The organism is Streptomyces aurantiacus JA 4570 (assembly GCF_000414115.1).
In the GTDB taxonomy this organism is placed as follows: Bacteria; Actinomycetota; Actinomycetes; order Streptomycetales; family Streptomycetaceae; genus Streptomyces; species Streptomyces aurantiacus_A.
Window position 1 is genome coordinate 1 of sequence record NZ_AOPZ01000132.1, and the last position, 25,363, is coordinate 25,363.

Consider the following 25,363-nt stretch of genomic DNA (forward strand, 5'->3'; position numbering starts at 1 on the left):
GAAAGCCCCGCAGGGCCTACCCCCCCACCCCCGCCAAATCCAACGCAGCCGCGACCCGCGAGGCCACGCTCTCCGCGTACGTCGCGTCCGCGCGCTCGAACTGGGTGCGGGCCGCGCCCCGCAGGAAGGTCACGACGCCCAGCGTCCGCCCCCGGCTGCGCAGCACCGCGCACAGGGCGTGGACGGAGGACTCCGGCCACTGCCGGGCGAGGGCCCACTCGCGGGCGCGCTCGGCGGCGGCGAGGCCCGCGCTGGCCCGCACCGAGCCGACGCGCTGGACGCACTGCGGTGCCGGATGACCCTCCATGTACCGCACGGGCAGGCGGGCCTTGCCGGCGGGCAGGCAGGGCCCGGGGGCGCCGGCCGGGGTGGCGGCGGCGCGCACCAGGCGGGGCTCGGGCTCCGCGGGGACGAGCACGTCGATCAGGGCGTGGTCGGCGAACCCGGCGAGGGCGAAGTCGAGTTGGACGGTGGCCGCCTCCATGGGGTCCTCGCACTCGGCGGCGGCGCGCGCGGCCCGGTGCAGCTGCTGGGACCGGAACCGGAGCTGGGCCGCTTCCTGCTCGGTCTGCTTGGCCTCCGTCACGTCCTGGAAGAGCCAGCCGACGCCGAGCGGCACCGGCTCCTCGGCGAGCGGCGAGCCGAGCCGCAGGAACCCGCTGCGCCAGCAGCGCCGCTCGGGCTCGCCGCCCTCGCCGCGCACGGCCACCCACATCTCGGCGGGAGCGGGCGGCGCCCCCTCGGCGAGGACATGGGTGAGCGCGCTCTCCAGCTCCTCGACGCCCTGGGAGAGCACCTCCCCGAGGGGCCGCCCGAGCAGCGCCGTGCGCCCCATCCCCAGGGCGCGCGCGGCGTGTTCGTTCACCACGGCGGGCCGCAGGTCGGCGTCGACGAGGACGACTCCCCAGGAGGCGTTCTCGAACAGCGCCTCGCTCAGGGCGATGGACCGCTCCAGGTCGATCTGGGCGTGCACCTCGCTGAAGGCGCAGTAGACCCCGCTGGGCTTGCCGTCACCGCCGCGGACGGCGGCGGACTGGGTCCGCACGAGGACCCGGCCGCCGTCCTTCGTGACGAGGGCGAACTCGTCGACCTGGCGCCCCGGCGCGTGCATGGCGGACAGCAGCCGCCCCTCGACCTCCTCGGCGTCGGCGGTGCGCACCGCCCACCCGGCGAACCCGGGCCGCCCGACGGCCTCTTCGGCCGACCAGCCGAGGATGCGCTCGGCCTCGCGGTTCCAGTGCGTCACGACCCCGTCGGCGTCGAACGCGCACAATGCGGCGTCCATCCCGTCGAGCAGCGCCGCGAGCAGCTCGGCCCCGCCGGGCTCGGGCTCTTCGGGGCCCAGTTCGTCGGTGGTTCCGCTCTGTCGGGAAGCACTCACCCGGACCCCCCTGCTGGCTGTGTCCTCGTTGAATGAGTCGTCCATGTCCTCACGAACCGAGTGTTCCGCACGTCAGATCATTCAACTTGAACGTGACCCAGCCCACAGTAAGTTCCCGGAAGTCGAGGCAAATCATTTCGAAGATCACCGTAATCCGGGCAGGGGCTATCGCGCACCGGCGTTCCGCATTATCAGCAGGGGTGCGACAGTTAAAGATTTTTTACTTCTTGTTGAATAAATGAAGAATTATGCTTTACTTCAAACGGGTGGCACTCGGACAAGGATTCGAAAACTTCCGGACGCTCAAGTTCCGTATGTATGAGGGAGGTTGAGCGAGCTCTGCTCGCGGCTCACGGGGACCCGGTCATCACGGTCGGTGCGGCAGAACCACCGTGCGTGGCGCCTCGAAGATGCGACGGGAAGTGACTCAAGCACGGGGGAGATCACAGTGTTGAAGATCAAATTACTCGGACCCCTTCAGGTACTCGACGGCGAACGGCTGGCCACGCCCTCCGCTCCCAAGGTCCGGCAGGTGCTCACGCTGCTCGCGGTGCGGAGCAACAGCACGGTGCCGCAACGGCAGCTCATCGAGGAGGTGTGGGGCGAGTCCCCGCCCCCCAGCGCCACCACCACGCTGCAGACGTACATCCACCATCTGCGCAAGCTCCCCGGACTCGACTCCGGCGGCCGGGCGGGCTTCGACGGCGAGACGCCCGCGCTGCTCACCGTCCCCGGCGGCTATCACATGGCGATGCCCCACGGGCGCGTGGACGTCCAGGAGTTCGACGAACTGGCCCTGGTGGGACGGCACGCGATGGAGGAGGGCGAGGTCCCCGAGGCCGCGGAGGCCCTGCACCGCGCGCTGGCCCTGACCCGCGGCCCGGTGTTCAGCGACGTCATCTGCGGCCCGGTGCTCAGCGTCAACGCGGTCCACCTGGAGGAGCGCAGGTATGAGGTCCTGGAGGCGCGGATCGACGCCGACCTGCTGCTCGGCCGGCACCACCAGCTCGTCAGCGAACTGTCCGGCCTCGCCGCCGACAACCCCACCCGCGAGGGCCTGCACGGCAAGCTGATGATCGCGCTCTGCCGCGCCGGACGGCGCCCCGAGGCGCTGGACGTCTTCCGCAGGCTGCGCCGCGTGCTCGCCGACGAGCTGGGCGTGGAGCCCGGCCAGGAACTGCAGACGCTGCACCGTCAACTCCTCGACGGCGACCCGGCCTTGAGCCGCGTGGGAGCCCGCGGCCACCTGGTGCGCCACCTGGAGCCGCGCTCCTCGGCCGCGACGGCCACGCTGCCCGCGGTCGGCGAGCTGATCGGCCGCGACCGGGACAGCGCGCTGATCGCGGGCATGCTGACCGAGGGCAGCCCGCCGGAGGCACCGCGCCGAGTCGCGGTCGCGGGCCCTCCCGGCTCCGGGGTGACCAGCCTCGGTCTGCACGTCGCGCACAGCGTGGCCGGGGCGTATCCGGACGGGTGTTTCTACGCGTCCTTCGGCGACCCCGCAGCCCCGCGCCCGCTCCGCGAGGTCATCGGCGCCCTGTTCGACAGCGCGGGCTTCCGGGCCGCCGCCGTGCCCGACGGCACCTCGGAGCGCGTCCGGCTGCTGCGGTCCTGGGCCAGGGGCCGGCGCGTGCTGCTCGTCCTGGACGACGTGGAGAGCGCCGAGCAGGTGGCCGAGCTGCTCCCCGGGGAGTGCGGTTCGGCGCTGCTCATCCTGGCCCACCGGCGGCTGCGCGGCCTCGCGTTCGCGCAGCGGATGGACGTGGAGCCGCTGGACGCCCGGTCCTCGCTGGAGCTGGTGCGGCACGCCCTGGGCCAGCGCGGCCTGGCCGACCTCTCCGACCTGCGCGAACTGCTCGTGCTCACCGGCGGGTTGCCGGGCCCCCTGCTGGCCGCCGTCGACCTGCTCACGCTGCGCCCGCACTGGTCCGTGCGGCAGCTCACCGGCTGGGCCGAGCAGCGCCTCACGCGCGAGTCCGACCCGCCCCGGCACCAGCCGCTGCACAGCGTCCTGCGCCGGGTCGCGGGCCTGGAGCCGGCGGCCCGCACCGCGCTCGTCCGGCTGGCCGGGCTGCCGGAGAAGGTCATCACCGTGGAGACGCTGCGCCCCCTCCTCGGCCTGCACGCGGACGACACGGTGGAGCTGCTCGAAGGGCTGGTCGAGTGCTTCATGCTCGACGCCGAACCGGCCATCAGCGGCACCACGGCCTGGTTCTTCCAGTACTGGATGTCCCGTCCCGTGCGCAGTGCGCTGCGCTCGCTGCCCGAGGAGCATCTGCTCAAGTTCCCTTCTCGCGACTGCTCTCCACGAACCTGCTGACCCCGTCGAGGACCCGCTGCAGGCCGAACTCGAAGTCCGTGCGCTGCTCGGTGGGGCCCAGCGCCTCCCACATCGCGGTGAGCGCCGGATAGCGCTCGAAGTCGACGAACTCCTCCAGGAGCGGGTCGTACTGCTCCCACCACTGCGCGGCACTGAGGCCCGTGCGCCGCTCCAGGAGGGACACCCCGGTCAGCGAGGTGGCCGCGCCGTGGACGTAGTCGTCGACGAGGTTGATCACGGCGAGCTGGTCCTCGAAGGACAGGCCGAGACCGCCGACGGTGCTGAGCCGGGCCTCGAGCCCGGCCAGCACGTTGGGGCCCAGCGGCGGGCGCCCCATGCTGACCTCCAGGACCCAGGGGTGGCGGTGGTAGATCTGCCGGCTCGTCCTGGCGTGCCGCTCCAGGCCGGCCCGCCAGTCCTCCCCGGGCGGCCCCGGCTCGGCGGACGGCTCGGCGACCCGGTCCACCATCAGATCGACCAGCTCGTCCTTGCTCGGCACGTAGGAGTACAGGGACATGGCGGTGACGCCGAACGACTCGGCCACCCGCCGCATCGTCAGGGACGCCAGGCCGTGCTCGTCGGCGAGCTCGATCGCCCGGCTCACCACCTGCCGCACGCTGAGCCCGCGTTTCGGGCCGCGCCTGGGACGCGGTTCGGCCCCCCAGAGCAGTTCGAGCGCCCGACGGGCGTCCGTGCCGCCCCCTGTGTGCTGTGCGGTCATCCTTCTCCTCCGTGCGGCGGCCCGGTGTGCGGTGCGATGTGTGCCGGTCCGATGTGTGCCGGTCCGATGTGCGTCGGTCCGATGTGCTGCGGCCTGATGCGCGCGGCCCGTTGGAAACACTGTACGTGCTAAGGTGTTTAAAACTCGATACAACGTAAGTAGTTTGGAGGGGCAATGATCACCGCCAGCGGGCTGAGCCGGACCTTCAAGGTCAAGGACGGCCTGGTGCACGCCGTCCGGAGCCTCGATCTCGACGTGGCGGAAGGGGAGTTCGTCGCGTTCCTGGGGCCCAACGGCGCCGGGAAGAGCACCTCGTTACGGATGCTGACCACGCTCCTGCCGCCCACCTCCGGCCGGGCGAGCGTCGTCGGCCGCGACATCCGCACCGACGCCGTCGAGATCCGCAAGAACATCGGCTACATCGGCCAGGGCAACGGCTCCGGCAACGAGATCCGGGTGGTGGACGAGCTCACCTCGCACGCCCGCTACTACGGCATGAGCCGCCGCGCGGCCCGCGCCCGCGCGCACGAACTGATCGAGTCCATGGGCCTGACGGGCATGGAGAAGCGCGTCGCGGAGCGCCTGTCCGGCGGCCAGCGGCGCCGCGTGGACATCGCGCTCGGCCTGATGCACTCGCCCCGGCTGCTGTTCCTGGACGAGCCGTCCTCCGGCCTCGACCCGCACAACCGCGCCATGGTCTGGGAACACATCCGCGGCCTCCACCGCGACGGCATGACGATGTTCCTCACCACGCACTACCTGGACGAGGCCGACCAGCTCGCCGACCGCGTCATCGTCGTCGACCAGGGGCGCGTCATCGCCGACGACACCCCCGAGCGGCTCAAGGCCGACCAGGCGGGCGACCTCATCACCTTCACCATCGAGCACGACGCCGACGCCGTGCTCGTCGCGCACCATGCCGAGCGCGTCACGACCCGCGAGCGCGTCACCGTCGACGGCAAGCAGGTCCGCGTCCGGGTCGCGCACGGCGACGAACTGCTCCCCGCCTTCCTGCGCCACCTCGACGCGCTGGAGATCAAGGTGCGCGGCGTCACCCTCGACCGGCCCACCCTCGACGACGTGTTCCTGTCCATCACCGGCCGCAGCCTGGAGGAGGCGGACGCCCAGTGAAGGTCCTCAACGACTCGCTCGCCACGTTCGAGCGCGAGATCCAGCCGGTGCTGCGCGAACCCGTCGCGCTCGCCTTCGCCATGCTCCAGCCGCTGCTGTTCCTCGTCCTGTTCGGCCCGCTCCTCGACAGCATGCCGGGCATGGAGGGCAACGCCTGGGAGTGGTTCGTGCCCGGTGTCATCGTGATGCTGGCGCTCTTCGGCACCTCACCCTCCGGCGCCAACCTGCTCTCCGAGATCCACACCGGCAGCTACGAACGCACCCTCGTCTCCCCGGCCGCCCGCAGCGCCCTGCTCATCGGGCGGACCGCCAAGGAGGCCGCCATCCTGCTCGGCCAGGCCGTCCTGATCACCCTGGGCGCGCTGCTGTTCATCGACGTCGACTTCGACCTGCTCGGCATCCTCGCCGGGCTCGTCCTGCTGATGCTGTTCGGGCTCGGCGTGGGCGCGCTGTCCAACGCCCTCGCCCTGGCGGTCAACCGCCGCGACTACCTGTTCATCGTCGTCCAGCAGACCCTGCTGTTCCCGCTCCTGCTGCTCTCCGGGATGCTGCTGCCCATGGAGCGGGGCCCCGACTGGCTCAAGCTGCTCGCCGACATCAACCCGGTCTCCTACATCGTGGACGCCGAACGCGCCCTTTTCGTCGGGGACTTCGAGAGCTCCTCGGTGGCCTGGGGCCTCCTCTCCGGCATCGGCATCGCCGGGGTCGGCCTCGCCCTCGGCATGCGCGGCATGAAGCGCGCCGGCGTCTGACGACGGGACACACTCATGGCTGAAGCCCACACCCACCAGGCCCGCGCCGTCCGTACCCCGACCATGCGGGCGCGCCCGCTCGCCGTCGACGGCGCCTTCGAGTTCACGCCCCGCTCCTTCCCCGACGAGCGCGGCCGGTTCCTCTCGCCCTTCCAGGGACCGGCGTTCACCGAGGCGACCGGCCACCGCGCGTTCCCGGTCGCCCAGACCAACCACAGCCACTCCCGCCAAGGCGTGCTGCGCGGCGTCCACTTCACCACCACACCGCCCGGCCAGGCCAAGTACGTCTACTGCCCGTACGGCAGGTCCCTCGACATCGTCGTCGACCTGCGCACCGGCTCCCCCACGTTCGGCCGCTGCGACACCGTGCTCCTGGAGCCCCGGTACTACCGTGCCGTCTACCTCCCGGTCGGCGTCGGGCACGCCTTCGTCGCCCTGGCCGACCACACGCTGATGACGTACCTCGTCACCAGCAGCTACGCCCCCGAGCTCGAACTCGCCCTCGACCCCATGGACCCGGAGCTGAAGCTGCCGCTGCCCGAGGGGACCGAGCTGCTCCTGTCCGACCGGGACCGCGCGGCGCCCACCCTCGCCGAGGCCCGCGACCAGGGCATCCTGCCGCACTACGCCGACTGCCTGGCGCTGGCCGCGGAGCTGCACGCATGACCGGCCACGGCACGGCGGGCAGCGGGCCGCCCACGGTCGTGGTGCTCGGCGCCTCCGGGTTCCTCGGCGCCGCGGTCACCGAGGTGCTCGCCCGGCGGCCGGTGCGGCTGCGCGCCGTCGGCCGGCACACCGAGCCGCGCGAACCGGTGCGCGGCGCGGCCCGGTTCGAGGCCCGCACCGCCGACCTGTCGGCGCCCGGGGAACTGGCCGGCCTCGTCGCGGACGCCGACGCGGGCCGAGTCGGCGGCCGCGGCCGAGCGCGTCAACGTCGGCCTCGCCGAGGACCTCGTCGCCGAGCTCGGGGCGGCGCGCCGCCCCGGCCCGCCGCCCGTCGTCCTGTTCGCCGGGACGACGAGCCAGAGCGGACCCACGTACGGCAGGCCCGTCGACGGCACGGAACGGGACCGTCCGCTGAGCGCGTACTGCGCGCAGAAGCTGCGCGCCGAGCAGGTGCTGAAGCAGGCTACGGCGGACGGTCTGGTGCGGGCCGTCTCGCTGCGGCTGCCCACCCTCTACGGCCTCGCGCCGCGCCCCGGCGGCGAGCGCGGCGTGGTGGCCGCCATGACCCGGCGCGCGCTCGCCGGGCAGCCGCTGACGCTGTGGAACGACGGCACCGTGCGCCGGGACCTGCTGCACGTCCGGGACGCCGCGGCCGCGTTCGCCGCCGCCCTCGACCACGCCGACGCCCTCGCGGGCCGGCACTGGCCGGTGGGCACCGGTGAGGGCGTCGCGCTCGCCGAACTGTTCACGCTGATCGCGTGGACCGTCGCCGAGCACACCGGGGAGCCCTCGGTGCCCGTCCGCACGGAGCCGCCCCCCGACGGGGCGGTGGGCGCCGACCAGGAGAGCGTGCGGGTCGACCCGTCGGCCTTCCACGGCCGGACCGGCTGGCGGCACGCGATCCGCCCGCGCCCCGGCGTCCGGCGCACCGTGGCCGCCCTCGTCACCCGGGAGGAGCACACCTCAAGCCTCCCTTGAGCCGCGCTGATCCACCCTCAAGCCGCCGTGAAGACCGGGCCCCGACGATGGTCGGGACCAACGGGACCGAACGGCGAAAGGGAAGCCATGAGGGTGCTCGTCACGGGGGGCGCGGGGTTCATCGGATCCTGCTTCGTGCGCACCGTCCTGAAAGACGGAGAGCCGGACACCGGCAGCGGCAGCGGCAGCGGCAGCGGCAACGACGGCGACGGCGACAGCGTCATCGTGCTCGACAAACTCACCTACGCGGGCAGGCGCTCCAACCTGCCCGCGCACCACCCGCGGCTCGACTTCGTGCAGGGTGACATCCGCGACCGCGCCCTGCTGCGGAAGCTGCTCCCCGGCTGCGACGCCGTCGTGCACTTCGCCGCCGAGTCGCACGTGGACCGCTCGCTGCACAGCGCGGACGCGTTCACCGAGACCAACGTCCTCGGCTCCCAGGTCCTCTTCGACGCCTGCCTGGAGGCGGACGTGCCGCGGATCGTGCACGTCTCCACCGACGAGGTGTACGGCTCCGTGACCACCGGCGCCTCCAAGGAGGACGACCCGCTCCTGCCCAACTCGCCCTACGCGGCGTCCAAGGCGGCCTCCGACCTGGTGGCCCGCGCCTACCACCGCTCGCACGGGCTGCCCGTCATGGTGACCCGCTGCGCCAACAACTACGGCCCCCGACAGGACGCCGAGAAGGTCATCCCGCACTTCGTGACCAGGCTGCTCGACGGGCGGGACGTCCCGCTGTACGGCGACGGATCCCACGTACGCCAGTGGCTGCACGTCAGCGACCACTGCCGGGCGCTGCGCCTGGTCCTGGAGAAGGGCGAGCCCGGCGAGATCTACAACATCGGCGGCGGCACCACCCTCACCAACCGGGAGCTGACCTTCCGGCTGCTGCGGCTGTGCGGTGCCGACGCCGGCCGGATCCGGCACGTCACCGACCGCAAGGCCCACGACCTGCGCTACGCGGTCGACGACTCCAAGCTCGCCGCCCTGGGCTACCGGCCCGGGGTGCCCTTCGACGAAGGGCTCGCGCGCACCGTCGAGTGGTACCGCGGCCAACGCGACCGGCGAGTCCGACGAGACCAGCGAGACCAGCGAGTCCAACGAGAAGGGAACGTCGCTTGACTACCAACGTATGGAGCTACCTCCCCGAGTACGAGCGGGAGCGGGACGACATCCTCGACGCGGTCGAGACGGTCTTCAGCTCCGGCACGCTCATCCTCGGCGCGAGCGTCCGCGGCTTCGAGGAGGAGTTCGCGGCGTACCACGAACTGCCGCACTGCGTCGGCGTGGACAACGGCACCAACGCCGTCAAACTCGGCCTCCAGGCCCTGGGCGTGGGCCGCGGCGACGAGGTGATCACCGTCTCCAACACGGCGGCGCCCACCGTCGTCGCCATCGCCTCCACCGGCGCGACGCCCGTCTTCGTCGACATCCGCGAGGACGACTACCTGATGGACGTCGAGCAGGTCGAGGCGGCCGTCACCCCGCGCACCAAGGTGCTGCTGCCGGTCCATCTCTACGGCCAGTGCGTGGACATGGCGCCCCTGGAGCGGCTCGCCGAGCGGCGCGGCCTGACGATCCTGGAGGACTGCGCGCAGGCCCACGGCGCCACCCACCACGGCCGCCGCGCGGGCGCGATGGGCCACGCGGCGGCGTTCTCCTTCTACCCGACCAAGGTGCTCGGCGCGTACGGCGACGGCGGGGCCGTCGTCACCTCCGACGCCGAGGTGCACGCCGACCTGCAGCGGCTGCGCTACTACGGCATGCGGGACCGCTACTACGTCGTGCAGACCCCCGGCCACAACGCCCGCCTCGACGAGGTGCAGGCCGAGATCCTGCGCCGCAAACTGCGCCGCCTCGACGACTACGTGAGCGCCCGCGGCCGGGTCGCGGACCGCTACGCCGAGGCACTGGCCGGCACGGATCTCGTGCTGCCCGCGACGGCTCCCGGCAACACCCACGTCCATTACGTGTACGTGGTGCGGCACCCGCGCAGGGACGCCGTCATCGAGGCGATGCGCGCCCACGACGTCAACCTGAACATCAGCTACCCCTGGCCGGTGCACACGATGAGCGGCTTCGCGCACCTGGGCTACGCGCGCGGCTCGCTCCCGGTCACCGAACGCCTTGCGGGCGAGATCTTCTCGCTGCCGATGTACCCCTCGCTCCCGGAAGCCGAGCAGGACGCCGTGATCGAGGCGCTGCACAAGGTGCTGCGCGACGTCTGAGCGGCATCGCGGCGGTGACCGTCAGGGGCGCCCGGCCCGGACGAACTCCTCGAACTCGGCGTAGTCGTAGAGGTAGTCGTCCGGGTCGTACGGCGCCGACGCGAGCACCAGGCAGATCGCGTCCGGCGAGAAGCCGGTGAACTCCGTCCACAGGTGCGGCTCGATGTGCAGCGCCCGGCCGGGCCGGTCCAGGCGCACCGTGGCCCGCGACGTGCCGTCGTCCACGGTCACCTCGAAGGAGCCGGAGACGGCGACGATGAACTCGTTCAGCTCCCGGTGCGCGTGCAGCCCCCTGGCCACGTGCGCCGGCACCCCGTGGACGTAGAAGACCCGCTCGATCCGGAAGCGGAGCTGGCGGCCGCACTCGATGACCGTGAGGGAACCGCGCGGGTCGGTGTGCTCGGGCAGGTCGACGAGCCGGCAGCCGCGCACCTCGGACAGGGGCGCCAGCGGGGACCGCGCCTGCGGCGTGTCCGGCTTCAGCGGCGCGTCCGGCGTGTGATCAGCGGCCATGGAACCCTCCCGGGGGTGCAGACGGTGCAGACGGTGTGGACAGCAGGCTGTGCAGGCACGCGATCAGGCTGCGGGCCTGGACGTTGACGTAGTGGCTGTGCTGGAGCAGGGCGGCGAGCTGGTGCGGCGTCACCCAGCGGAACAGGTCACGGTGGTCACCGGTCGGGGACTCCGGGTCCCGGTCGGTGGCGACCACCAGATAGCGGTTCCGGGCGTGGTAGAAGCGCCCGCCCTCCTCGGAGAGCGTGGCGTCGAACAGGATCCGGGACCTGGGGGCCGCGAGGACCTCCGCGAGCAGCGGAGGCCGGGCGGACGGCGGCAGGTGCGCGTAATTGCCGGGCGTGCACTGGACGGTGGGGCCCAGCTCGGCCACGTCGGCGTAGCCGGGCTCGCGGTGCACCCGCGTCAGGACGTGCGGGGTGCCGTCGAACCAGCGCAGCAGGAACGCGATCACACCGCCCTCGCGCGGGCGCAGCATGGGCTGCTGCCAGCTCGTGACCTCGCGGTGCGCCGACTCCGCGTGCACGCCGATCACGTCGAAGTAGCGCCCCTGTTCGTGCGCGATGTGCTCCGGGGTCCTGACCCAGCCGGTCACCGCGCGCAGCGGCACGCGACGGACCCGCAGCGGCTCCTCGCAGCGGTGCGCGGTGAGCCAGCTCAGCAGCTCGCCCTCGCTGTGCCGGGGCGTGCCGGGCGGGCCGGGCGGCGGCAGATGGGACAGGACGCTGCGCGCGTCCATGTTGACGTAGTCGCCCGCGGCCAGCAGGCGGTCCAGTTCGGCGCGGGTCGTCCAGCGGAAGCCGTCGGCGAGCACGACGTCGTCCGTCACTTCGACGATCATGTTCCGGTTGCGTTTGCGCAGGAACCAGGCGCCCTGCTCGGACTGCCGCACATCGGCGAGGACACGGTGCCGCCGGGGGTCCTGGAAGTATCCGAGGTACGGCACGGAACGGCCGCGGTGCACCCGCGTGTAGTTGCTGCGGGTGGCCTGCACGGTGGGGGAGAGCTGATGTTCGTTGTGGTTGCCCGGTTCGGCCTTGGCCTGCATCAGGAAGTGGCGTTCGCCGCCGAACTCCTTGGCCAGCAGGCCGAGTACGCCCACTTCGGGCTGGTCGATGATGGGCTGGCGCCAGCCGGGGCCGGTGTCCCGCGCGTCGCCGTCCTGGGGCTCGACACTCAGCCCCGCGACGGTGAAGAAGCGGCCGCTGCGGTGCCGGATGTCACCGGTGTCCGGGTCGGTCTCCCAGCCGTCGAGCTCGGCCAGCGGCACCCGGCGCACCCGCATCGCGGACCGGCGGCCGACATCGCGCAGCCAGGCGACGGACGGCTCGGCCCCGGCCGCCTCCGCCTCGCCGACGCCGGGCGCGCTCACCTCGGTCTCGTTCACCGGGCGCCCGCCCCGGCGAGTGCGGACAGCGGCATCTCCACCCGGCGGTCGATCTTGTCCTCGGCCCAGGTCCGCAGGTCGATCAGCCACCACCGGTCGACGGTGATCCGGTAGAGGCGGTGCACGCCGGGCGGCCCGAACGCCTCCAGCGGCAGCGCCCACTCGGCGCGCACCTCCGGGTCGGGGAAGACCGTCTCGAAGAAGTACCCGTGCGTCCGGGCCAGTTCGTCCTCCGGCACCTCGGCGCAGCCGCCCGTGAACTGGGCGCCCTCCACGGGGGCGATGGCGACGTCGGTGGCCGCTCCGGTGACGAACAGGGAGCCCGCCACCTGGGCGTTCGCGGCGATGTCGGCCCCGTGCCGGGTCCGGTGGGACGAGCAGAACAGCAGCCGCAGCGGGTCCGGCTGCCATTCGTAGTGCAGCGCGGCGGACCACGGATCGCCGGAAGGCGAGGACGTGGCCAGCGTCAGATAGCGGGTGCCGTCGAGCAGGCGCAGGGTGCGCGCCGCCAGCTCGTCGGGTGTCGCTCCGGGTTCGACGGAGGTCAAGGGGACTCCTCACAGGGCCAGACTGAGCAGGTACTTGCCGTAGGCGGAGCCGGACCGCTCGGCACCCAGGCGGTGGCACTGGTCGATGTCGATGAACCCCATGCGCAGCGCCACCTCCTCCAGGCACGCGATGCGTACGCCCTGCCGGTCCTCCAGCGCCCGGATGTACAGGTCGGCCTGGAGGAAGCTCTCCGGGGTGCCGGTGTCCATCCACGCGAAGCCACGGCCGAGGTCGACGAGGCGGGCCCGTCCCCGGTCCGCGTAGTGCCGGTTGACGTCGGTGATCTCCAACTCGCCGCGTGCGGAGGGCCGCAGGTTCTTCGCGATGTCCACGGCCTCGTGGTCGTAGACGTACAGGCCGGTCACCGCCCGGTTGGAGCGCGGGTGCCGGGGCTTCTCCTCCAGCGAGACGACGCGGCCATCGGCGTCCGTCTCGCAGACGCCGTAACGCTCCGGGTCGGGCACGGGGTAGCCGAACAGGACACAGCCGTGCGGGTCGCGCGTCGCCTCCTGGAGGGTGCTGGAGAAGTGATGGCCGTGGAAGATGTTGTCGCCGAGAATGAGCGCCACCGGATCGCCCGCCACATGATCGGCGCCGATGAGCAGCGCGTCGGCGATGCCCCGGGGCTCGGCCTGCTCGGCGTAGGAGACACTGATGCCCAGATGCGATCCGTCGCCGAACAGCTCCTGGAAGCGGGGTATTTCCGTGGGGCGGCCGATGACGAGGATGTCCCGTACTCCGGCGAGCAGCAGCACCGACATCGGGTAATAGATCATCGGCTTGTTGCCCACCGGCAGCAACTGCTTGGAGACGGCCACCGTCGTGGGATACAGCCTGCTGCCGGTTCCTCCGGCGAGAATGATTCCCTTCACTTCCGGATTCCCTTCATTTCCGCGCATGCCTTCCGGTCATTTCCGCGCATGTCTTCCGGACGTCAGGATCCGCGCCACCGCGTCCGGGCCCGGACTCGTCAGCGCGGACCGGGAGAGACGGGCGGCCGCGGCCCGGGCCGAGGGGTCCTCGAGGAGCCGGAGCAGTTCCCGGCGCAGCCGTTCGGGCGTGAGCCGGTCCGGGGTGACGATGGCCCCGGCGCCCAGCTCGGCCAGGCGCTCGCCGAGGAGCCGGGGGTCCCACACGGCGTCCGGCACGATCAGTTGGGGCACGGCATGCGCCACGGCGCTGTGCAGCGTGCCCGCTCCGCCGTGGTGCACCACGGCGGAGCAGCTCGGCAGCAGCGCGGTGAGCGGCACGAAGTCCACCGCGCGCACGTTGGGCGGCAGCGCGCGGCGCGCCTCGTCGTCGGGCGGCAGGGTGGTCACGACCTCCACGTCGAGGTCGGCGACCGCCGCCAGCAGATCGCCGACGGAGAGTCCGGCGTCCCACATCTCGCGCAGCGACAGGCCCAGCGTCACACAGACCCGGGGCCGCCCCGACGGCGGTTCGCGCAGCCAGCGGGGCACCTGGGACGGGCCGTTGTACGGCGGCTGCCGCATCGCGATCCGGGGTGAGTCGGCGGGCAGGCCGGAGTCCAGGGCGAGCGGCGGCGGCATCGGGTCGACGGTCCAGTCGCCCGTCGCGTCCGCCTCGGTGAACCCGCCGCCGTGCCGCCGCAGATGGACGTCGAGCCACTCCGCGAGCACGTCGTCCCGCGCCTCCGGTGGCAGACCCCGGCGCTGCTCCTGGAAGCGGTGGCGCATCCGGCCCAGCAGGTCGAGGCCGAACAGCAGCCGGGCGTGCGCGGCACCGCAGGCACGGGCCGCGACGGGCCCCGCGTAGCTGAGCGCGTCCCACACCACGAGCCCCGGCCGCCAGGCGCGGGCCTCCGCGACGAGGTCGTCCATGAAGGTCTCGTCGGTGACGTTCTGCAGGAACACCGTGGTGTACCAGGTGAGGATGCCCAGGGTGCGTTCGGCGTCCAGCGTCGCCGGATCCTCGGAGATGTCGAAGCCGAGGCCCGCGATCACCGACTCGCGTTCCATGAACGTCCCCATGTGCAGGGGGCGGCCCACCGCCACGGGCTGGAGTCCGGTGCCGGCCACGGTGGCCGTCGCCTCGGGGTGCACGGCGAACCGCACGTCGTGTCCGGCCGACTGCATCGCCCAGGCCAGCGGCACCATATTCAGAATGTGCGAGGTAACGGGTAGGGAGGTGAAGAGGACACGCACGTCATTCCGCCGCTCTGTCGACCGAGCTCGCTCTGCCGTTCTTTCATGGATTTCCGGATCGCCCGAGCGACGCTATCAACGCCTCCCTTGGGAGGCCGTCGAGGCTTCTTGAGAGGTCCTTGAGCAGGGCTTGAGAGGGGAATTCGACGGCTCGACGGAGAATGTGGCCGAGGCTGCTGGAATTACTCTTTCCCGCGCGCATTCCGAGCGCTGTCGAGAGGAAATGCCATGGCCGTGGCCCCACTTCAGGCGATCGACCCCCGGCGGTACGGGGACGCCGCACTCGCCCGGCACCTGCTGACGCTGCGGGGCGAGCAGTGGATCGGCGGCGAGGAGACCGGTGACCCCTACGCGCTGCTGCTGCGCGGCCGCGAACCCGCGTCGGTGTTCCCCCGGTTGTGGGAGCTGCCCGACGTCCACCGCAGCACCACGGGCGCGTGGGTGACCGCCCGGCAGGCGACGGCGTCGGCCGCGCTCGCGGATCCCCGGCTGGGCCCGGGACCGGCCGGGCAGGCCCTCGTGGTCGTACCCGGCCTGCTCGACCGGGACGCGCCGCCGCCCGTGCCCGGGCCCGATCCGGCGTGGGTCGCCCGCCGCTGCCGGGTCGCCCGCCGCTGCCGGGAACTGGTGGACGCGGCGGGCGCGGGGGAGACCGAGGTGCTCTCCGCCCTCGCGCGGCCCCTCGCCCGGGACTGCGTGCGCGAACTGCTCGGCCTCACCCCCCAGGAGGCCGAGGCCGCCCCCGAGGGGCTGGTCGACGCGCGGCTCTGCCCGCCCCCGCTGCGCGCCGCCCGGGCGCTGGTGGCCGCGGTCGACGCGGTGCGCGGCCGGCTGACAGGACCGGGCGAGCTGGCCCTGTGGGCACTCGGCGTCGACACGGCGGTACGTGTGATGGCGCACGCCCTGGCGCTCCGGCTGGAGGCCGGCGCACCGCTGGCGGACCCCGCCGCCGCCGTGGACGAGGTCCTGCGCCTCGAACCCCCCGTCCGCTTCGAGACCCGCGTCGCCCGCGCGCCGCTCACCCTGGGCGGCGCCGGCATCGAGGCGGGCGAACAGCTCGTGATCGCCGTGCAGGCGGCGGGGCGCGACCCGCGCGTCCACGTCGAGCCCGACGCCTTCCGGCCCGGGCGGCAGACGCGCGGAAATGCGCCGCGGCCGCCCTGGGGGGCGGCCGTCGACGCGTATGTCCCGATGGCCCGGCTGCTCGCCGTCGCGCTGCTCGCCGAGCTGGACCGCGCTTTCCCGCGCTCCCGCCCGGTGGAGCCGCTCGTACGCCGCTGCCGGGCCCCGGTGACCGGCGGACCGGTCAGGCTGCGCGCGGTGCTGTCCCGATGAACAGTCCGCGCGGCGCGTGCTCGGCGCGTACGTACTCGACGGCGCAGCCCGCCCGCCGGATGGCGTTCTCGTAGTCCGCGCGCTGGAAAAGCCGCGCGCGGTGCACGTCGGAGAAGTGCGTGACGCCCTCCTCGGCGGAGGCCACCAGATAGTGCACCTCCATGTGACTGCTGTCGCCGTCGCGCACGGTGTGCGAGATCCGCGCGTAGCTGCGGCCCTTCCACTGGAAGGAGTCGGTGGCCACATAGCCGTCGAGGAAGTCCTCCGGCAGCCACCACGGCTCGATCACGATGACGCCGCCGGGGTTGAGGTGGCGGGCGAAACAGGCCAGCGTGGCGTCGAGTTCGTCGGTCCCCGCGGAGTAGGCGACGACGTTGAACATGCTCACCACCGCGTCGAAGCGGCGGCCGAGCGCGAAGTCCCGCATGTCGCCCCGCGTGACTCGGATGCCGGTGCCGCGCTCCTCGTTCTTGCGCACCATGTCCGCGCTCAGGTCGAGGCCCTCGGCGTGCCCGAAGTGCCCGGCGAAGCACTGCAGATGGCTGCCCGCGCCGCAGCCGACGTCGAGCAGCGAGTCGGCCTCCGGCAGCCGCTCGCGCACCAGGGACGTCACGAGCGCCGACTCGGCCGCGTAGTCCTTGCCGCGGCTCATGTAGATGGCCTCGTAGATGTCGCCGTGGTCGTAGATGCTCGTGCCGCTGTCGGTGCGGTCGTGGGCGCTCGTGGTGTCCGTCGTCGTCATGCGTGCGGGCTCCTCAGCTCGGCCGTCAGGCGTTCCAGGACCGGCACCGCCTCGCCGGGTGCCGGGTGGGCGAGGGTCGCGCGGCGCATCGCCGCGGCTCCGCTCGCCCAGGTGGGCTCGGTCAGCAGCCTGGTCAGCGCCGCCCGCAGCGCGTCCGGCGTCAGGCCGGCGCGCGGTCCGGGGCCGCCCCGCGCGCCGGGCTCGGCGGCGCCCACGGTGAGACCGGCGCCGAACGCCTCGACGGCCGCGGCCAGTTCGCGTTCGTCCCAGGTCTCCGAGGGCACGATGAGCTGCGGCACCCGCGCCCACACGGCGGCCATCAGCGTGCTCGCGCCGCCGTGGTGCAGGACCGCCGCGCAGGTGGGCAGGAGCGCGTTCATCGGGACGAAGTCGACCAGGCGGACGTTGTCCGGGACGGCCGTGCCCGCCGGGAGCTGCTCCGGGGTGAGCGTCGCGATCACCTCGGCGTCCAGGCCGTCGACGGCAGCGAGCAGGTCGGGCACGCTGAGGCCGTAGTTGTCGTTGCCCCGCACGTCCCGCACCGACCGGCCCAGGGTGAGGCACACCCGGGGCAGGTCGGAGGCCGCGTCCTTGCGGGTCAGCCAGTCGGGCAGCGCCTCCAGGTGCGTGAAGGGCAGTTGGCGTACGGACAGGCAGGCGAGGCCCGGGGGAGCGGGGACGGCCTCGGGCAGCGGGTTGACGGTCCAGTCGCCGACGAGGACCGCCTCGTCGAACGCGGCGCCGTAGCGGTCGAGCCGGTCGGCGAGCAGCCCGGCGACTGCGTCCTCCTCGGCCGCCTCGCCCTCCTTGGCCGCCGGACCGCCCCGGGCGAGGAAGTCCCCGCGCATCCGCGCCACATGGTCGACGCCGACCAGGGAGCGGGCGCTCGCGGCCCCGGCGGCGCGGGCCGCGACGGAGCCGTGGAAGGCCACGTTGTCCCACACCACCAGGTCCGGCTCCCACGCCCTGGCCAGCGCGACCAGCTCGTCCATCGTGGGCTCGAGGAGGTCCACGGCGCAGTACGCGGCGATCGCGCCGAGCACCTGGTCGCGGATCTGCCCGTCGCGGTACGACCCGTCGGTGTCGAGCCCCGCGAGCCGCTCCCACTCCGCGGCCTCGCCCTCGGGCAGCGCCTCCTCCGAGTCGCCCAGGTCGACGTCCACGCCGAAGGACACCGCCATCAGGCCGGTGCGCAGCACGCTGTCCACATGGTTGGGCGGTACCGCGAACCGCACCTCGTGCCCGGCGGTCTGGAGCGCCCACGCCAGCGGCACCATCAACGTGATGTGCGAGGGGGCGGCGAGCGGGACGAACAGGACGCGCATCGTCATCGGGGGCTCCCGGGGGTCGCGGTGGGCTCCGGGCGGCGGATGTAGCCCGAGGCGAAGAAGTACGCCAGGTACCGGTCGAGGAGCGCGTCGTCCACCGGCGGGCAGTCCAGTCCGCTGCCCGCGAGCGCCCGCTCCACATTGGTCCGCCCGAGCCGGGGGAAGGTGCCGTCGAAGTACATCTCCTTCACGGACATGTCCGCGCCCCTGCTGCGGTCCACGCACAGGGCGACGAACGGCGCCGTGGCGCTCGCCGGATGCTCCGCGACGTACCGCACCAGTTCCCGCACCCACTGCCGGTACGGCAGCGTCCGTATCTCGCAGCCCGCCGCCCGCATCCGGCGCAGCACGTCGTGGAAGGCCGCGGGGCGGGGGTTGGTGAGGTGGTAGACGTGCCGCCCGGGCGGGTCCGTGGTGGCGATGTGGGCGATGGCGGCGGCCGCGTGGTCGACGGGCACGAAGTCCAGCGGCAGCGGGATGTCCGGGGCGACGCCCGTCTCGGCGACGGTCTTGAACAGCGAGCAGATCGCCGTCTCCACGTTGCAGACGCCCCCGGCCTGCTCGCCGGTGATCTCGTACGGCCGGAACACGGAGACCGGCAGTCCGCGCGCGCCGGCGTCGAGGACCAGCGCCTCGGCCGCCCACTTGCTCTCCGCGTAGCCGAGGGTGAGGTGGTCGCCGTGGTCCAGCGGTGTCTCCTCGGTGACGTGGCGCACGCCCGCGGTGCCGAACCCGGCGAGGGTCGCGACCGTGGAGATGAAGTGCACCGGGACCCGCCGGGGCGCCGCGAGCCGCAGCACCTCCCGGGTGCCGTTGACGTTCACCGCCCGCAACTCGGCGTACGGATAGAGGAAGTTGACCTGCGCCGCGGAGTGCAGCACCAGATCCAGGCAGCCGGTCAGCTCCGCCGCCTGGCCGTCGGTCAGGCCGAGCCGGGGCCGCGCGAGGTCGGCGGGCAGGCACACCACGCGTCCCGGGTCCACGACCTGTTCGAGGGGCGGAAGGCCGTACTTGGCGCGGGCCGCCGCGACCCTGCGCCCGGCGTGCTCCGCGTCCCGCGCGCGCACCGGCAGGTGGACGCGGGCGCGTGTCGTCCGCAGCAGCCGGTCGAGCAGGAAGGTGCCGAGGAAGCCGGTCGCGCCGGTCAGCAGCACCTGCTCCGGGTCCCGCCAGCGCGGCTCGGGACCGCGACGGGGCGGGAGCGTGAAGCCGAGCCGGGCGTCCTTGCGCAGCGTGGCCAGGGAGGGCGAGCGGTGCCCGCCGTCCCCGTCGCGGGCCACGGCGACCGTGCGGGCCCAGCCCTCCAGCGTCGGGTCCCGCAGCAGCCCGGCGACCAGCGCGCTGCCGAGCGACGCGTCCAGGCCGAGCACGGTGAGGGTGCGGCTGACGGTCTCCGAGGCGAGCAGCGAGTCGCCGCCCAGGGCGAAGAAGTCGTCGCGGGGGCCCGGGTCGACGGCGAGCGTGGTGTGCCACACCTCGGCCAGCGTGTCCTGGAGCCCGGCCACCTCGGGCGCCTGCCCGGCGGACGCGGCACCGTCGGCGTGCCGGTCGGCGAGCGCTGCCAGGCGCTTCTGGTCGACCTTGCCGTTGAGCTGCACCGGGAGCTGGTCGAGGCGCAGCAGCCGGGCCGGGACCGCCTGGTCGGGCAGCCACTGGCGGAGCGCGGCCAGGATGTCGGCGGGGTCGCGCCCGGCGCCGGGCGCGGGCGTGTAGAAGCCGGTGAGGAACGCCTCGCCCGACTCCCGTTCGGCGACGAGGACGGCGGCCTCCGCGACGCCGTCCTGGGCGCGCAGCCGCGCCTCCACCTCGTCGATCTCGATGCGGTGGCCGCGCAGCTTGATCTGCCGGTCCCGGCGGCCCACGAACTCCAGCTCCCCGTCGGGCCGCACCCGCACCAGGTCACCGGTTTGATAGAGCGTTCGTTTCAGTGCCTGAGGTGCCTGAGGTGCCTGAGATGCCTGAGGTGCCTGCGGGCCGGTCACGAAGCGCTCCGCGGTGAGCCCGGGATCGCCCAGGTAGCCGAGCGCGAGCCCGTCCCCGCCGACCAGCAGCTCGCCCTCTTCGCCGGGCGCGGCCGCGGTCCCGTCCGGACGGCGCACCAGGCAGGTGGAGTTGGCGATCGGACGGCCTATCGGCACCCGGTCGGCGTCCTCGGGGACCTCGCGCACGACGTACGCGGTGGAGACCACCGAATTCTCCGTGGGGCCGTAGAAGTTGACCAGCGTGGTGTCCGGGCAGGCGGTGCGCACCGCGCGGGCCAGGTCCGGGGACATCGCCTCACCCCCGGCCGAGACGTGCCGGAGGCCCGACAGGGCCTCGGGGCGGCTGCGCGCCACGAGGTGGAAGACGCTCGTGGTCAGGTAGGCCACGGTCACCGACTCCGCGCGCAGCAGCTTCTCCAGCGCGGGCGGCGAGAGCAGGTCCGGCTGATCGACGAGGACCAGGCAGGCGCCGTTGACCAGGGCCGCCCAGATCTCGATGGTCGAGGCGTCGGACGAGAGACCGCAGGAGTGCAGTACGCGGTCCTGCGGCCCGGGACCGGACAGCGCGGGCTCGGACGTCACCAGGCGGACCACACCCCGGTGCGGGATGACCACGGGCTTGGGCCGCCCGGTGGAGCCGGAGGTGAACATGACGTAGGCGGGCCCGGCGGCGTCGCCCGGGGAACGGCGGGGCACGGACGGCCGTTCCGGAGGCGCCGCCGACACCCCGAGCAGCGTCCAGCTTCCGCGCGGCAGCCTTCGTACGGTGTCCAGCGCGACGATCACGCGCAGTCCCGTGTCCTCGGCCATCGCGCGCAGCCGCTCGGGCGGCAGCCCGTCGTCCAGCGGGACGTACGCGGCGCCGGACTTGAGCACGCCGAGCAGCGCCACGAGCGCGTCCAGCGAGCGGCTTCCGCACACCCCCACGAAGTCGCCGGGTCCCGCGCCGGCCTCCCGCAGCCGGTCGGCCAGCAGGTCGGACCGGGAGCGGAGTTCGCCGTAGGTGAGCAGCGCCTGGCCGTGCACGGCCGCGGGGGCGTCCGGACGCAGGGCGGCCTGTTCGTCGAAGAGCTGGTCCAGGGTGCTGCCGCTGGGATAGGGGCGCGCGGCGCCGGACCACAGGACGGGTCGGGTGGCGTTCACGGGCGGATCACCTTCACGTCGGGCACATAGGTGATCCACCGGCCGCCCGAGGCACGGAACGCGGTCTCCTTGGCCATGATCTCCTCGGCGTGGTTCCAGGCGAACAGCAGCGCGTAGTCGGGGTACGCGGGCGACGCGAACGCCTCGTGCGGGCGTACCGGGATGTGTGAGCCGGGCGTCAGACGGCCCTGTTTCTCCGGCGTGGTGTCGCAGACGAACTCCACGAGGTCCGGGCCGATCCCGCAGTAGTTGGCGACCGTCGCGCTCTTCGCGGTGGCGCCGTAGGCGACGACCCGCTTGCCCTCGTCGCGCAGCCGCGTCAGCAGCTCCCGCAGCTCGGTGCGGACCGCGGCGACCTGCTCGGCGAACGCGCGGAGCCGGTCCGGCTCGCCGACCCGCTCCCGGCGCTCCTCCTCCAGGAGCTCGGCCACGGACGCGTCCGGGGTCCGCTCACCGGCGCGGGCGAGGAAGTAGCGCACCTCGCCGCCGTGCACCGGCAGCCGCTCCACCCGGACGAGCCGGAAGCCGAAGCGGTGGGCCATGGCCTGCACCGACGTGGCCGTGAAGAAGTAGAAGTGCTCGTCGTAGATCTGGTCGAAGGAGACGCGGCGGAGGATGTCCCCGAGGTAGGGGTCCTCGAAGACGAACACCCCGCCGGGGGCCAGCAGGGTGTCGACGCCGCGCAGCACGGAATCGAGGTACGGGATGTGGCAGATGGTGTTCGCGGAGTACACGAGCTGGGCCGTGCCCTCCGCCTTGCGGATCCGGGCGGCGCTCTCCTCCTCGAAGAACTCGCCGAGGATCGGGACGCCCTCGGCGCGTGCCTCCTCGGCCACCCCGGACGACGGGTCGACGCCCAGGCACCGCACTCCGGCCGCGTGCACGGTGCGCAGCAGCACCCCGTCGTTGCAGCCGATCTCCACGACGAAGGGGTCCTCGCCCCGGCACTCCTCGGCCATCAGGCGGCGCGCGGTCGCGGCGAAGTGCTCGCGCATGGTCCGGGAGCCGGAGGACCGGTAGGGGTAGTCGTGGTGGAACATCCGCTCCCGCGGGACCTCTTCGACGAGCTGGGTCATGGAGCAGCCCGCGCAGGCGCCGACGGCGAGCCGGTAGAAGAACTCGGGCCGGCTCTCGCCGGGCGCCCGGAAGGCGTCGGAGAGGGGTTGCCGCCCGAAGTCCAGGAACTCGGTGACGTTGTCGTTGCAGATACGGCAAGTGACCATGCGCTGGACCGTAGGAGCCGACTTCACAGGATGGCTCGAAGGTTCATGAGGAACCCTTGAGCCCGCCTGGAGACGGCTTCCGCCCTTCGCCCGGAAAATCGGTTGAGCGCCGCCGGATCAGTTCCTAGGGTGAGTGTCACTTCGGAGAGGAGGTGGTTCGGCAGATGTACGTACACCGGACGGAAGAGGTGGCTGCGGGCTAGCGGCCCGCCACCACACCGAGTGCGGTGCCGGACCAGCACGCGAGAGCTGCGTGCAGCCGGCCGAAACTCAGGCAGTCACCCGACCCGCGAGCCGCCGGTACGTCCGGCCGGCTTCCCCCGCCGCACGGCGCGGGAACCACGGCTCGCGGGTCGCTCCGTGTCCGGGCGGCCTCGGAGCGAGCCTCAGCCCCTGCTCACGGCCGCCAGGATCTCCGGCAGCCGCCCCGCCACCCGCGGCGCCGCGAGCCGCAGGCCCCCGAAGGTGACGGCGGCCCCGTAGGCCGTGCCCAGCGGGAGCAGCAGCCAGGTCCAGGCGGTGTGGCCCGCCGTGTGCAGCCAGATCGTGAAGGCGAGCACGGGCGCGCAGAGGACGGCGGCGGTGAGCATCCCGCCGAGGATGGAGATCCAGACGAGGCCCGCCTGGCCGGGAGCGGCGTTCTTGTAGCCCTGCTGCGGGATGGAGTAGGGGTAGCGGGCCGACGCCCAGGCGCCGGTGGCCAGCATGGCGCCGAGCAGCGCGAAGGACAGGCCGAGCGCTTCGGGCAGGGCGGCCCACTCGCCGAGGAGGGCCGTGGTCAGGACGGTGACCAGCGTCGCGTACGGCAGTGTGATCACGAAGAGGGCGAGGGCCCGGGCGCGCAGCTCCTCGTACGCGTCACGCGTCGAGGAGATCGTCATCGCGACCATCCAGAACGCCGACGTGTCCTGCCCGAACTGGTTGTACATCTGGATGCCGAGCATCCCGGCCGCGAAGCACGCGAAGTAGAGGGAGCCGGTGCCCTGCAGCGCGTTGAAGAGGGGCACGATCAGGCCGATGGCCAGGGACGTCACCCAGGCCGCCTTGGTCTTCGGGTCGCGCCACACATAGCGGAGGGTGCGCTCCATGACGGGGCCGGTGCGGCCCGCGGGGAGCCGGGCGGCCAGGCCCGTCGTGCGGCGCTTGGTCCGTGCGGGCTCGGCCGCCGCGAGCGTGGAGCCGTCCGGCGAGGTCATCAGCCGGGTCAGGCTGCGCCGCCAGGCCCACAGGAGCAGGACGAGGGCCGCGACGGACAGGGCCAGCTGGGCCGCCGCCGTGGCGTACCGGGCATCGCCCGCCGCGTGCACCGCCGACAGCGCCGAGGACGGCGGGATCCAGCCGAGCACGTCCGCCGCCGGGTCCAGCTCGCCGAGGCCCGACTCCGACGAACCGATGCGCTGCGCCCCGAAGTTCACCACCTGCGCCCCGACCGCGATGACGAGCCCGCTCAGTACGGCGAGGTCGCGCCCCTTGCGGCTGGTCAGCAGGCGGATGTTGGCGGCCGCGACGGCCCGCGCGAGCGCCACGCAGACGAGCAGCGTCAGCGGCACCGCGACGACGCCCACCGCGACCGCCGCCCCGCCCCGCGCCACCGCGATCACCGTGCCGAGCGCCAGACAGAGCGTGAACAGCGGCCCGATGCCCACGAGCGAGGAGACGAGCAGGGCGCGTACGAGGGGACGCGGGCGCAGCGGCAGCATCACCAGGCGCGTGGGGTCCAGGGTCTCGTCGCCGCTCGGGAAGAACAGCGGCATCACGGCCCAGCCGAGCGCGAGCACCGCGACGAGGATGACCGACACGGTCGCCGCGTGCTCGTTGCCGCGCAGCAGGATCAGGCCGAGCAGCTGGAGCGCGGCGAACAGCAGCGCGACGACCGCGGACGCGACGTACGCGGCGCGGCGGCCCGAGGACTGCCGCAGGCCGTTGCGGAGGAGGGACAGTTTCAGACGTACGAAGACGGGGGTCAGGCCCGTGCTCGGGGCCGGGCCCGGGTGGCCGCCCGGGGCGGTGGCGTCCGGCGTCGTCATCGGGCGCCGCCGCCCAGCCAGTCGAGGTCCGAACCGGCGTCGCGGCCGTTCGCGCCGACGAGTTCGAGGAACGCCTCCTGGAGGGTTGCCGCCTCGCCGCGCACCTCGGCGAGCGGGCCCTGCGCGCGGATGCGGCCCGCCGCGATGACGGCGACCCAGTCGCACAGGGACTCCACGAGCTCCATCACGTGGCTGGAGAAGACGACGGTCGCCCCGGACGCCGTGTAGCGCTCCAGGACGCCGCGGATCGTCTGCGCGGAGACCGGGTCGACGCCCTCGAACGGCTCGTCGAGGAAGAGGACTTCGGGGTTGTGGAGCAGCGCCGCCGCGAGGCCGATCTTCTTGCGCATGCCCGTCGAGTAGTCGACGACCAGTTTGTGCTGGGCGCCCGCGAGGTCGAGGACGTCGAGGAGCTGGGTGGCGCGTTTGTCGACCTCCTCCCCGGGCAGGCCCCGCAACCTGCCTGTGTAGGCGAGGAGTTCGCGGCCGGAGAGGCGGTCGAAGAGGCGCAGGCCCTCGGGGAGTACGCCGATGCGGGCCTTGACCTCGGCGGGGTCCTGCCAGACGTCGCGGCCGACGACCTCCACGGTGCCCTGGTCGGGGCGGAGCAGGCCGGTGACCATGGAGAGGGTGGTGGTCTTGCCCGCGCCGTTCGGGCCGACGAGGCCGATGAACTTCCCTGCCGGGAGGGTGAGGTCGATGCCCGCCACGGCAAGGCTCTGGCCGAAGGTCTTCCACAGGTTCGTCACGCGAACCGCTGGCTGGGTCACCGCTGCCCCTCTGATCGCCGTC

The 25,363-nt window shown here is 73.1% G+C and carries 20 protein-coding genes and 1 pseudogene; 8 read left to right on the top strand and 13 right to left on the bottom strand.

What is annotated here, in order from left to right; translation table 11 throughout:
* Positions 1-16: 16 nt before the first annotated feature.
* Positions 17-1,381 carry a PAS domain-containing protein gene (locus STRAU_RS14915; protein ID WP_016641160.1) on the bottom strand — a complete coding sequence of 455 codons (1,365 nt, stop codon included), beginning with the start codon at positions 1,379-1,381 and terminating at the stop codon, positions 17-19.
* A 451-nt stretch (positions 1,382-1,832) separates the two neighbouring features.
* Here STRAU_RS14915 and STRAU_RS14920 point away from each other — a divergent pair, with 451 nt between their 5' ends.
* Positions 1,833-3,701: an AfsR/SARP family transcriptional regulator gene (locus STRAU_RS14920; protein WP_052029096.1), complete on the top strand. Its 1,869-nt coding sequence runs from the start codon at positions 1,833-1,835 to the stop codon at positions 3,699-3,701.
* Here STRAU_RS14920 and STRAU_RS14925 read toward each other — a convergent pair.
* Entirely contained in the window at positions 3,661-4,422 is a 762-nt protein-coding gene (locus STRAU_RS14925; RefSeq protein WP_037659536.1) for a TetR/AcrR family transcriptional regulator, read from the bottom strand. The genes STRAU_RS14920 and STRAU_RS14925 overlap by 41 nt on opposite strands.
* A gap of 174 nt (positions 4,423-4,596) precedes the next feature.
* Between STRAU_RS14925 and STRAU_RS14930 the strand changes: the two genes are divergently transcribed.
* The 6 genes and pseudogenes from STRAU_RS14930 (at position 4,597) to STRAU_RS14955 (ending at position 10,177) form a co-directional block, all read left to right on the top strand.
* Positions 4,597-5,553, top strand: coding sequence for an ABC transporter ATP-binding protein (locus STRAU_RS14930; protein ID WP_016641163.1), 957 nt, complete (start codon positions 4,597-4,599; stop codon positions 5,551-5,553).
* Positions 5,550-6,305, top strand: a complete 756-nt coding sequence (locus STRAU_RS14935) for an ABC transporter permease (RefSeq protein WP_016641164.1) — start codon at positions 5,550-5,552, stop codon at positions 6,303-6,305. Before STRAU_RS14930 ends, STRAU_RS14935 begins: the two co-directional genes overlap by 4 nt.
* A 15-nt stretch (positions 6,306-6,320) precedes the next feature.
* A complete protein-coding gene (locus STRAU_RS14940) occupies positions 6,321-6,971 on the top strand; it encodes a dTDP-4-dehydrorhamnose 3,5-epimerase family protein (protein ID WP_016641165.1) in 651 nt (216 codons plus the stop codon).
* Positions 6,968-7,949, top strand: a pseudogene (locus STRAU_RS14945) (NAD-dependent epimerase/dehydratase family protein). The gene STRAU_RS14940 and the pseudogene STRAU_RS14945 overlap by 4 nt, the downstream one beginning before the upstream one ends.
* Before the next feature lie 87 nt (positions 7,950-8,036).
* Positions 8,037-9,071 (top strand): dTDP-glucose 4,6-dehydratase, encoded by a 1,035-nt coding sequence (gene rfbB / locus STRAU_RS14950; protein ID WP_037659538.1) that lies wholly within the window; start codon positions 8,037-8,039, stop codon positions 9,069-9,071.
* The gene (locus tag STRAU_RS14955; protein WP_016641168.1) at positions 9,068-10,177 is read left to right on the top strand and encodes a DegT/DnrJ/EryC1/StrS family aminotransferase; all 1,110 of its coding nucleotides are present in this window, start codon (positions 9,068-9,070) and stop codon (positions 10,175-10,177) included. The genes rfbB and STRAU_RS14955 overlap by 4 nt, the downstream gene beginning before the upstream one ends.
* Before the next feature lie 21 nt (positions 10,178-10,198).
* Here STRAU_RS14955 and STRAU_RS14960 read toward each other — a convergent pair whose 3' ends face one another.
* Genes STRAU_RS14960 through STRAU_RS14980 form a run of 5 tightly spaced genes read right to left on the bottom strand, consistent with a single transcriptional unit; the run spans position 10,199 to position 14,791 of the window.
* Positions 10,199-10,690, bottom strand: a complete 492-nt coding sequence (locus STRAU_RS14960) for a sugar 3,4-ketoisomerase (RefSeq protein ID WP_016641169.1) — start codon at positions 10,688-10,690, stop codon at positions 10,199-10,201.
* The gene (locus STRAU_RS14965; protein ID WP_016641171.1) at positions 10,680-12,077 is read right to left on the bottom strand and encodes an NDP-hexose 2,3-dehydratase family protein; all 1,398 of its coding nucleotides are present in this window, start codon (positions 12,075-12,077) and stop codon (positions 10,680-10,682) included. Before STRAU_RS14965 ends, STRAU_RS14960 begins: the two co-directional genes overlap by 11 nt.
* Positions 12,074-12,625 carry a pyridoxamine 5'-phosphate oxidase family protein gene (locus STRAU_RS14970; RefSeq protein ID WP_016641170.1) on the bottom strand — a complete coding sequence of 184 codons (552 nt, stop codon included), beginning with the start codon at positions 12,623-12,625 and terminating at the stop codon, positions 12,074-12,076. The genes STRAU_RS14965 and STRAU_RS14970 overlap by 4 nt, the downstream gene beginning before the upstream one ends.
* A 9-nt stretch (positions 12,626-12,634) precedes the next feature.
* Positions 12,635-13,498 (bottom strand): glucose-1-phosphate thymidylyltransferase RfbA, encoded by an 864-nt coding sequence (rfbA, locus tag STRAU_RS14975; RefSeq protein ID WP_037659541.1) that lies wholly within the window; start codon positions 13,496-13,498, stop codon positions 12,635-12,637.
* 36 nt (positions 13,499-13,534) lie between these two features.
* Complete coding sequence (locus STRAU_RS14980; RefSeq protein WP_037659543.1) at positions 13,535-14,791, bottom strand: activator-dependent family glycosyltransferase; 1,257 nt, start codon at positions 14,789-14,791, stop codon at positions 13,535-13,537.
* A gap of 228 nt (positions 14,792-15,019) precedes the next feature.
* On the opposite strand from STRAU_RS14980, the gene STRAU_RS14985 reads away from it, so the two are divergent.
* Complete coding sequence (locus tag STRAU_RS14985; protein ID WP_016641174.1) at positions 15,020-16,126, top strand: cytochrome P450; 1,107 nt, start codon at positions 15,020-15,022, stop codon at positions 16,124-16,126.
* Here the strand turns inward: STRAU_RS14985 and STRAU_RS14990 are convergent.
* From STRAU_RS14990 to STRAU_RS15015, 6 genes are all read right to left on the bottom strand, one after another.
* A complete protein-coding gene (locus STRAU_RS14990) occupies positions 16,098-16,868 on the bottom strand; it encodes a class I SAM-dependent DNA methyltransferase (RefSeq protein WP_016641175.1) in 771 nt (256 codons plus the stop codon). The genes STRAU_RS14985 and STRAU_RS14990 overlap by 29 nt on opposite strands.
* The gene (locus STRAU_RS14995) at positions 16,865-18,199 is read right to left on the bottom strand and encodes a nucleotide disphospho-sugar-binding domain-containing protein (protein WP_016641176.1); all 1,335 of its coding nucleotides are present in this window, start codon (positions 18,197-18,199) and stop codon (positions 16,865-16,867) included. The genes STRAU_RS14990 and STRAU_RS14995 overlap by 4 nt, the downstream gene beginning before the upstream one ends.
* On the bottom strand, positions 18,196-21,321 hold the full coding sequence (locus tag STRAU_RS15000) for an amino acid adenylation domain-containing protein (protein ID WP_016641177.1): 3,126 nt from the start codon (positions 21,319-21,321) through the stop codon (positions 18,196-18,198). The genes STRAU_RS14995 and STRAU_RS15000 overlap by 4 nt, the downstream gene beginning before the upstream one ends.
* Entirely contained in the window at positions 21,318-22,544 is a 1,227-nt protein-coding gene (locus STRAU_RS15005) for a class I SAM-dependent methyltransferase (protein ID WP_016641178.1), read from the bottom strand. Before STRAU_RS15005 ends, STRAU_RS15000 begins: the two co-directional genes overlap by 4 nt.
* Positions 22,545-22,930: 386 nt before the next feature.
* Entirely contained in the window at positions 22,931-24,571 is a 1,641-nt protein-coding gene (locus STRAU_RS15010) for a hypothetical protein (RefSeq protein WP_016641179.1), read from the bottom strand.
* Positions 24,568-25,341 (bottom strand): ABC transporter ATP-binding protein, encoded by a 774-nt coding sequence (locus STRAU_RS15015; RefSeq protein ID WP_203227410.1) that lies wholly within the window; start codon positions 25,339-25,341, stop codon positions 24,568-24,570. Before STRAU_RS15015 ends, STRAU_RS15010 begins: the two co-directional genes overlap by 4 nt.
* Positions 25,342-25,363 lie beyond the last annotated feature (22 nt).

What these genes read in the sequence shown, in the direction of transcription:
- STRAU_RS14990 (WP_016641175.1), bottom strand. Translation starts at nt 16,868, where the DNA reads ATGACGACGACGGACACCACGAGCGCCCACGACCGCACCGACAGCGGC.
- STRAU_RS14960 (WP_016641169.1), bottom strand. Translation starts at nt 10,690, where the DNA reads ATGGCCGCTGATCACACGCCGGACGCGCCGCTGAAGCCGGACACGCCG.
- STRAU_RS14940 (WP_016641165.1), top strand. Translation starts at nt 6,321, where the DNA reads ATGGCTGAAGCCCACACCCACCAGGCCCGCGCCGTCCGTACCCCGACC.
- STRAU_RS14925 (WP_037659536.1), bottom strand. Translation starts at nt 4,422, where the DNA reads ATGACCGCACAGCACACAGGGGGCGGCACGGACGCCCGTCGGGCGCTC.
- STRAU_RS14985 (WP_016641174.1), top strand. Translation starts at nt 15,020, where the DNA reads ATGGCCGTGGCCCCACTTCAGGCGATCGACCCCCGGCGGTACGGGGAC.
- STRAU_RS15005 (WP_016641178.1), bottom strand. Translation starts at nt 22,544, where the DNA reads ATGGTCACTTGCCGTATCTGCAACGACAACGTCACCGAGTTCCTGGAC.
- STRAU_RS14930 (WP_016641163.1), top strand. Translation starts at nt 4,597, where the DNA reads ATGATCACCGCCAGCGGGCTGAGCCGGACCTTCAAGGTCAAGGACGGC.
- STRAU_RS15010 (WP_016641179.1), bottom strand. Translation starts at nt 24,571, where the DNA reads ATGACGACGCCGGACGCCACCGCCCCGGGCGGCCACCCGGGCCCGGCC.
- STRAU_RS14995 (WP_016641176.1), bottom strand. Translation starts at nt 18,199, where the DNA reads ATGACGATGCGCGTCCTGTTCGTCCCGCTCGCCGCCCCCTCGCACATC.
- rfbB (WP_037659538.1), top strand. Translation starts at nt 8,037, where the DNA reads ATGAGGGTGCTCGTCACGGGGGGCGCGGGGTTCATCGGATCCTGCTTC.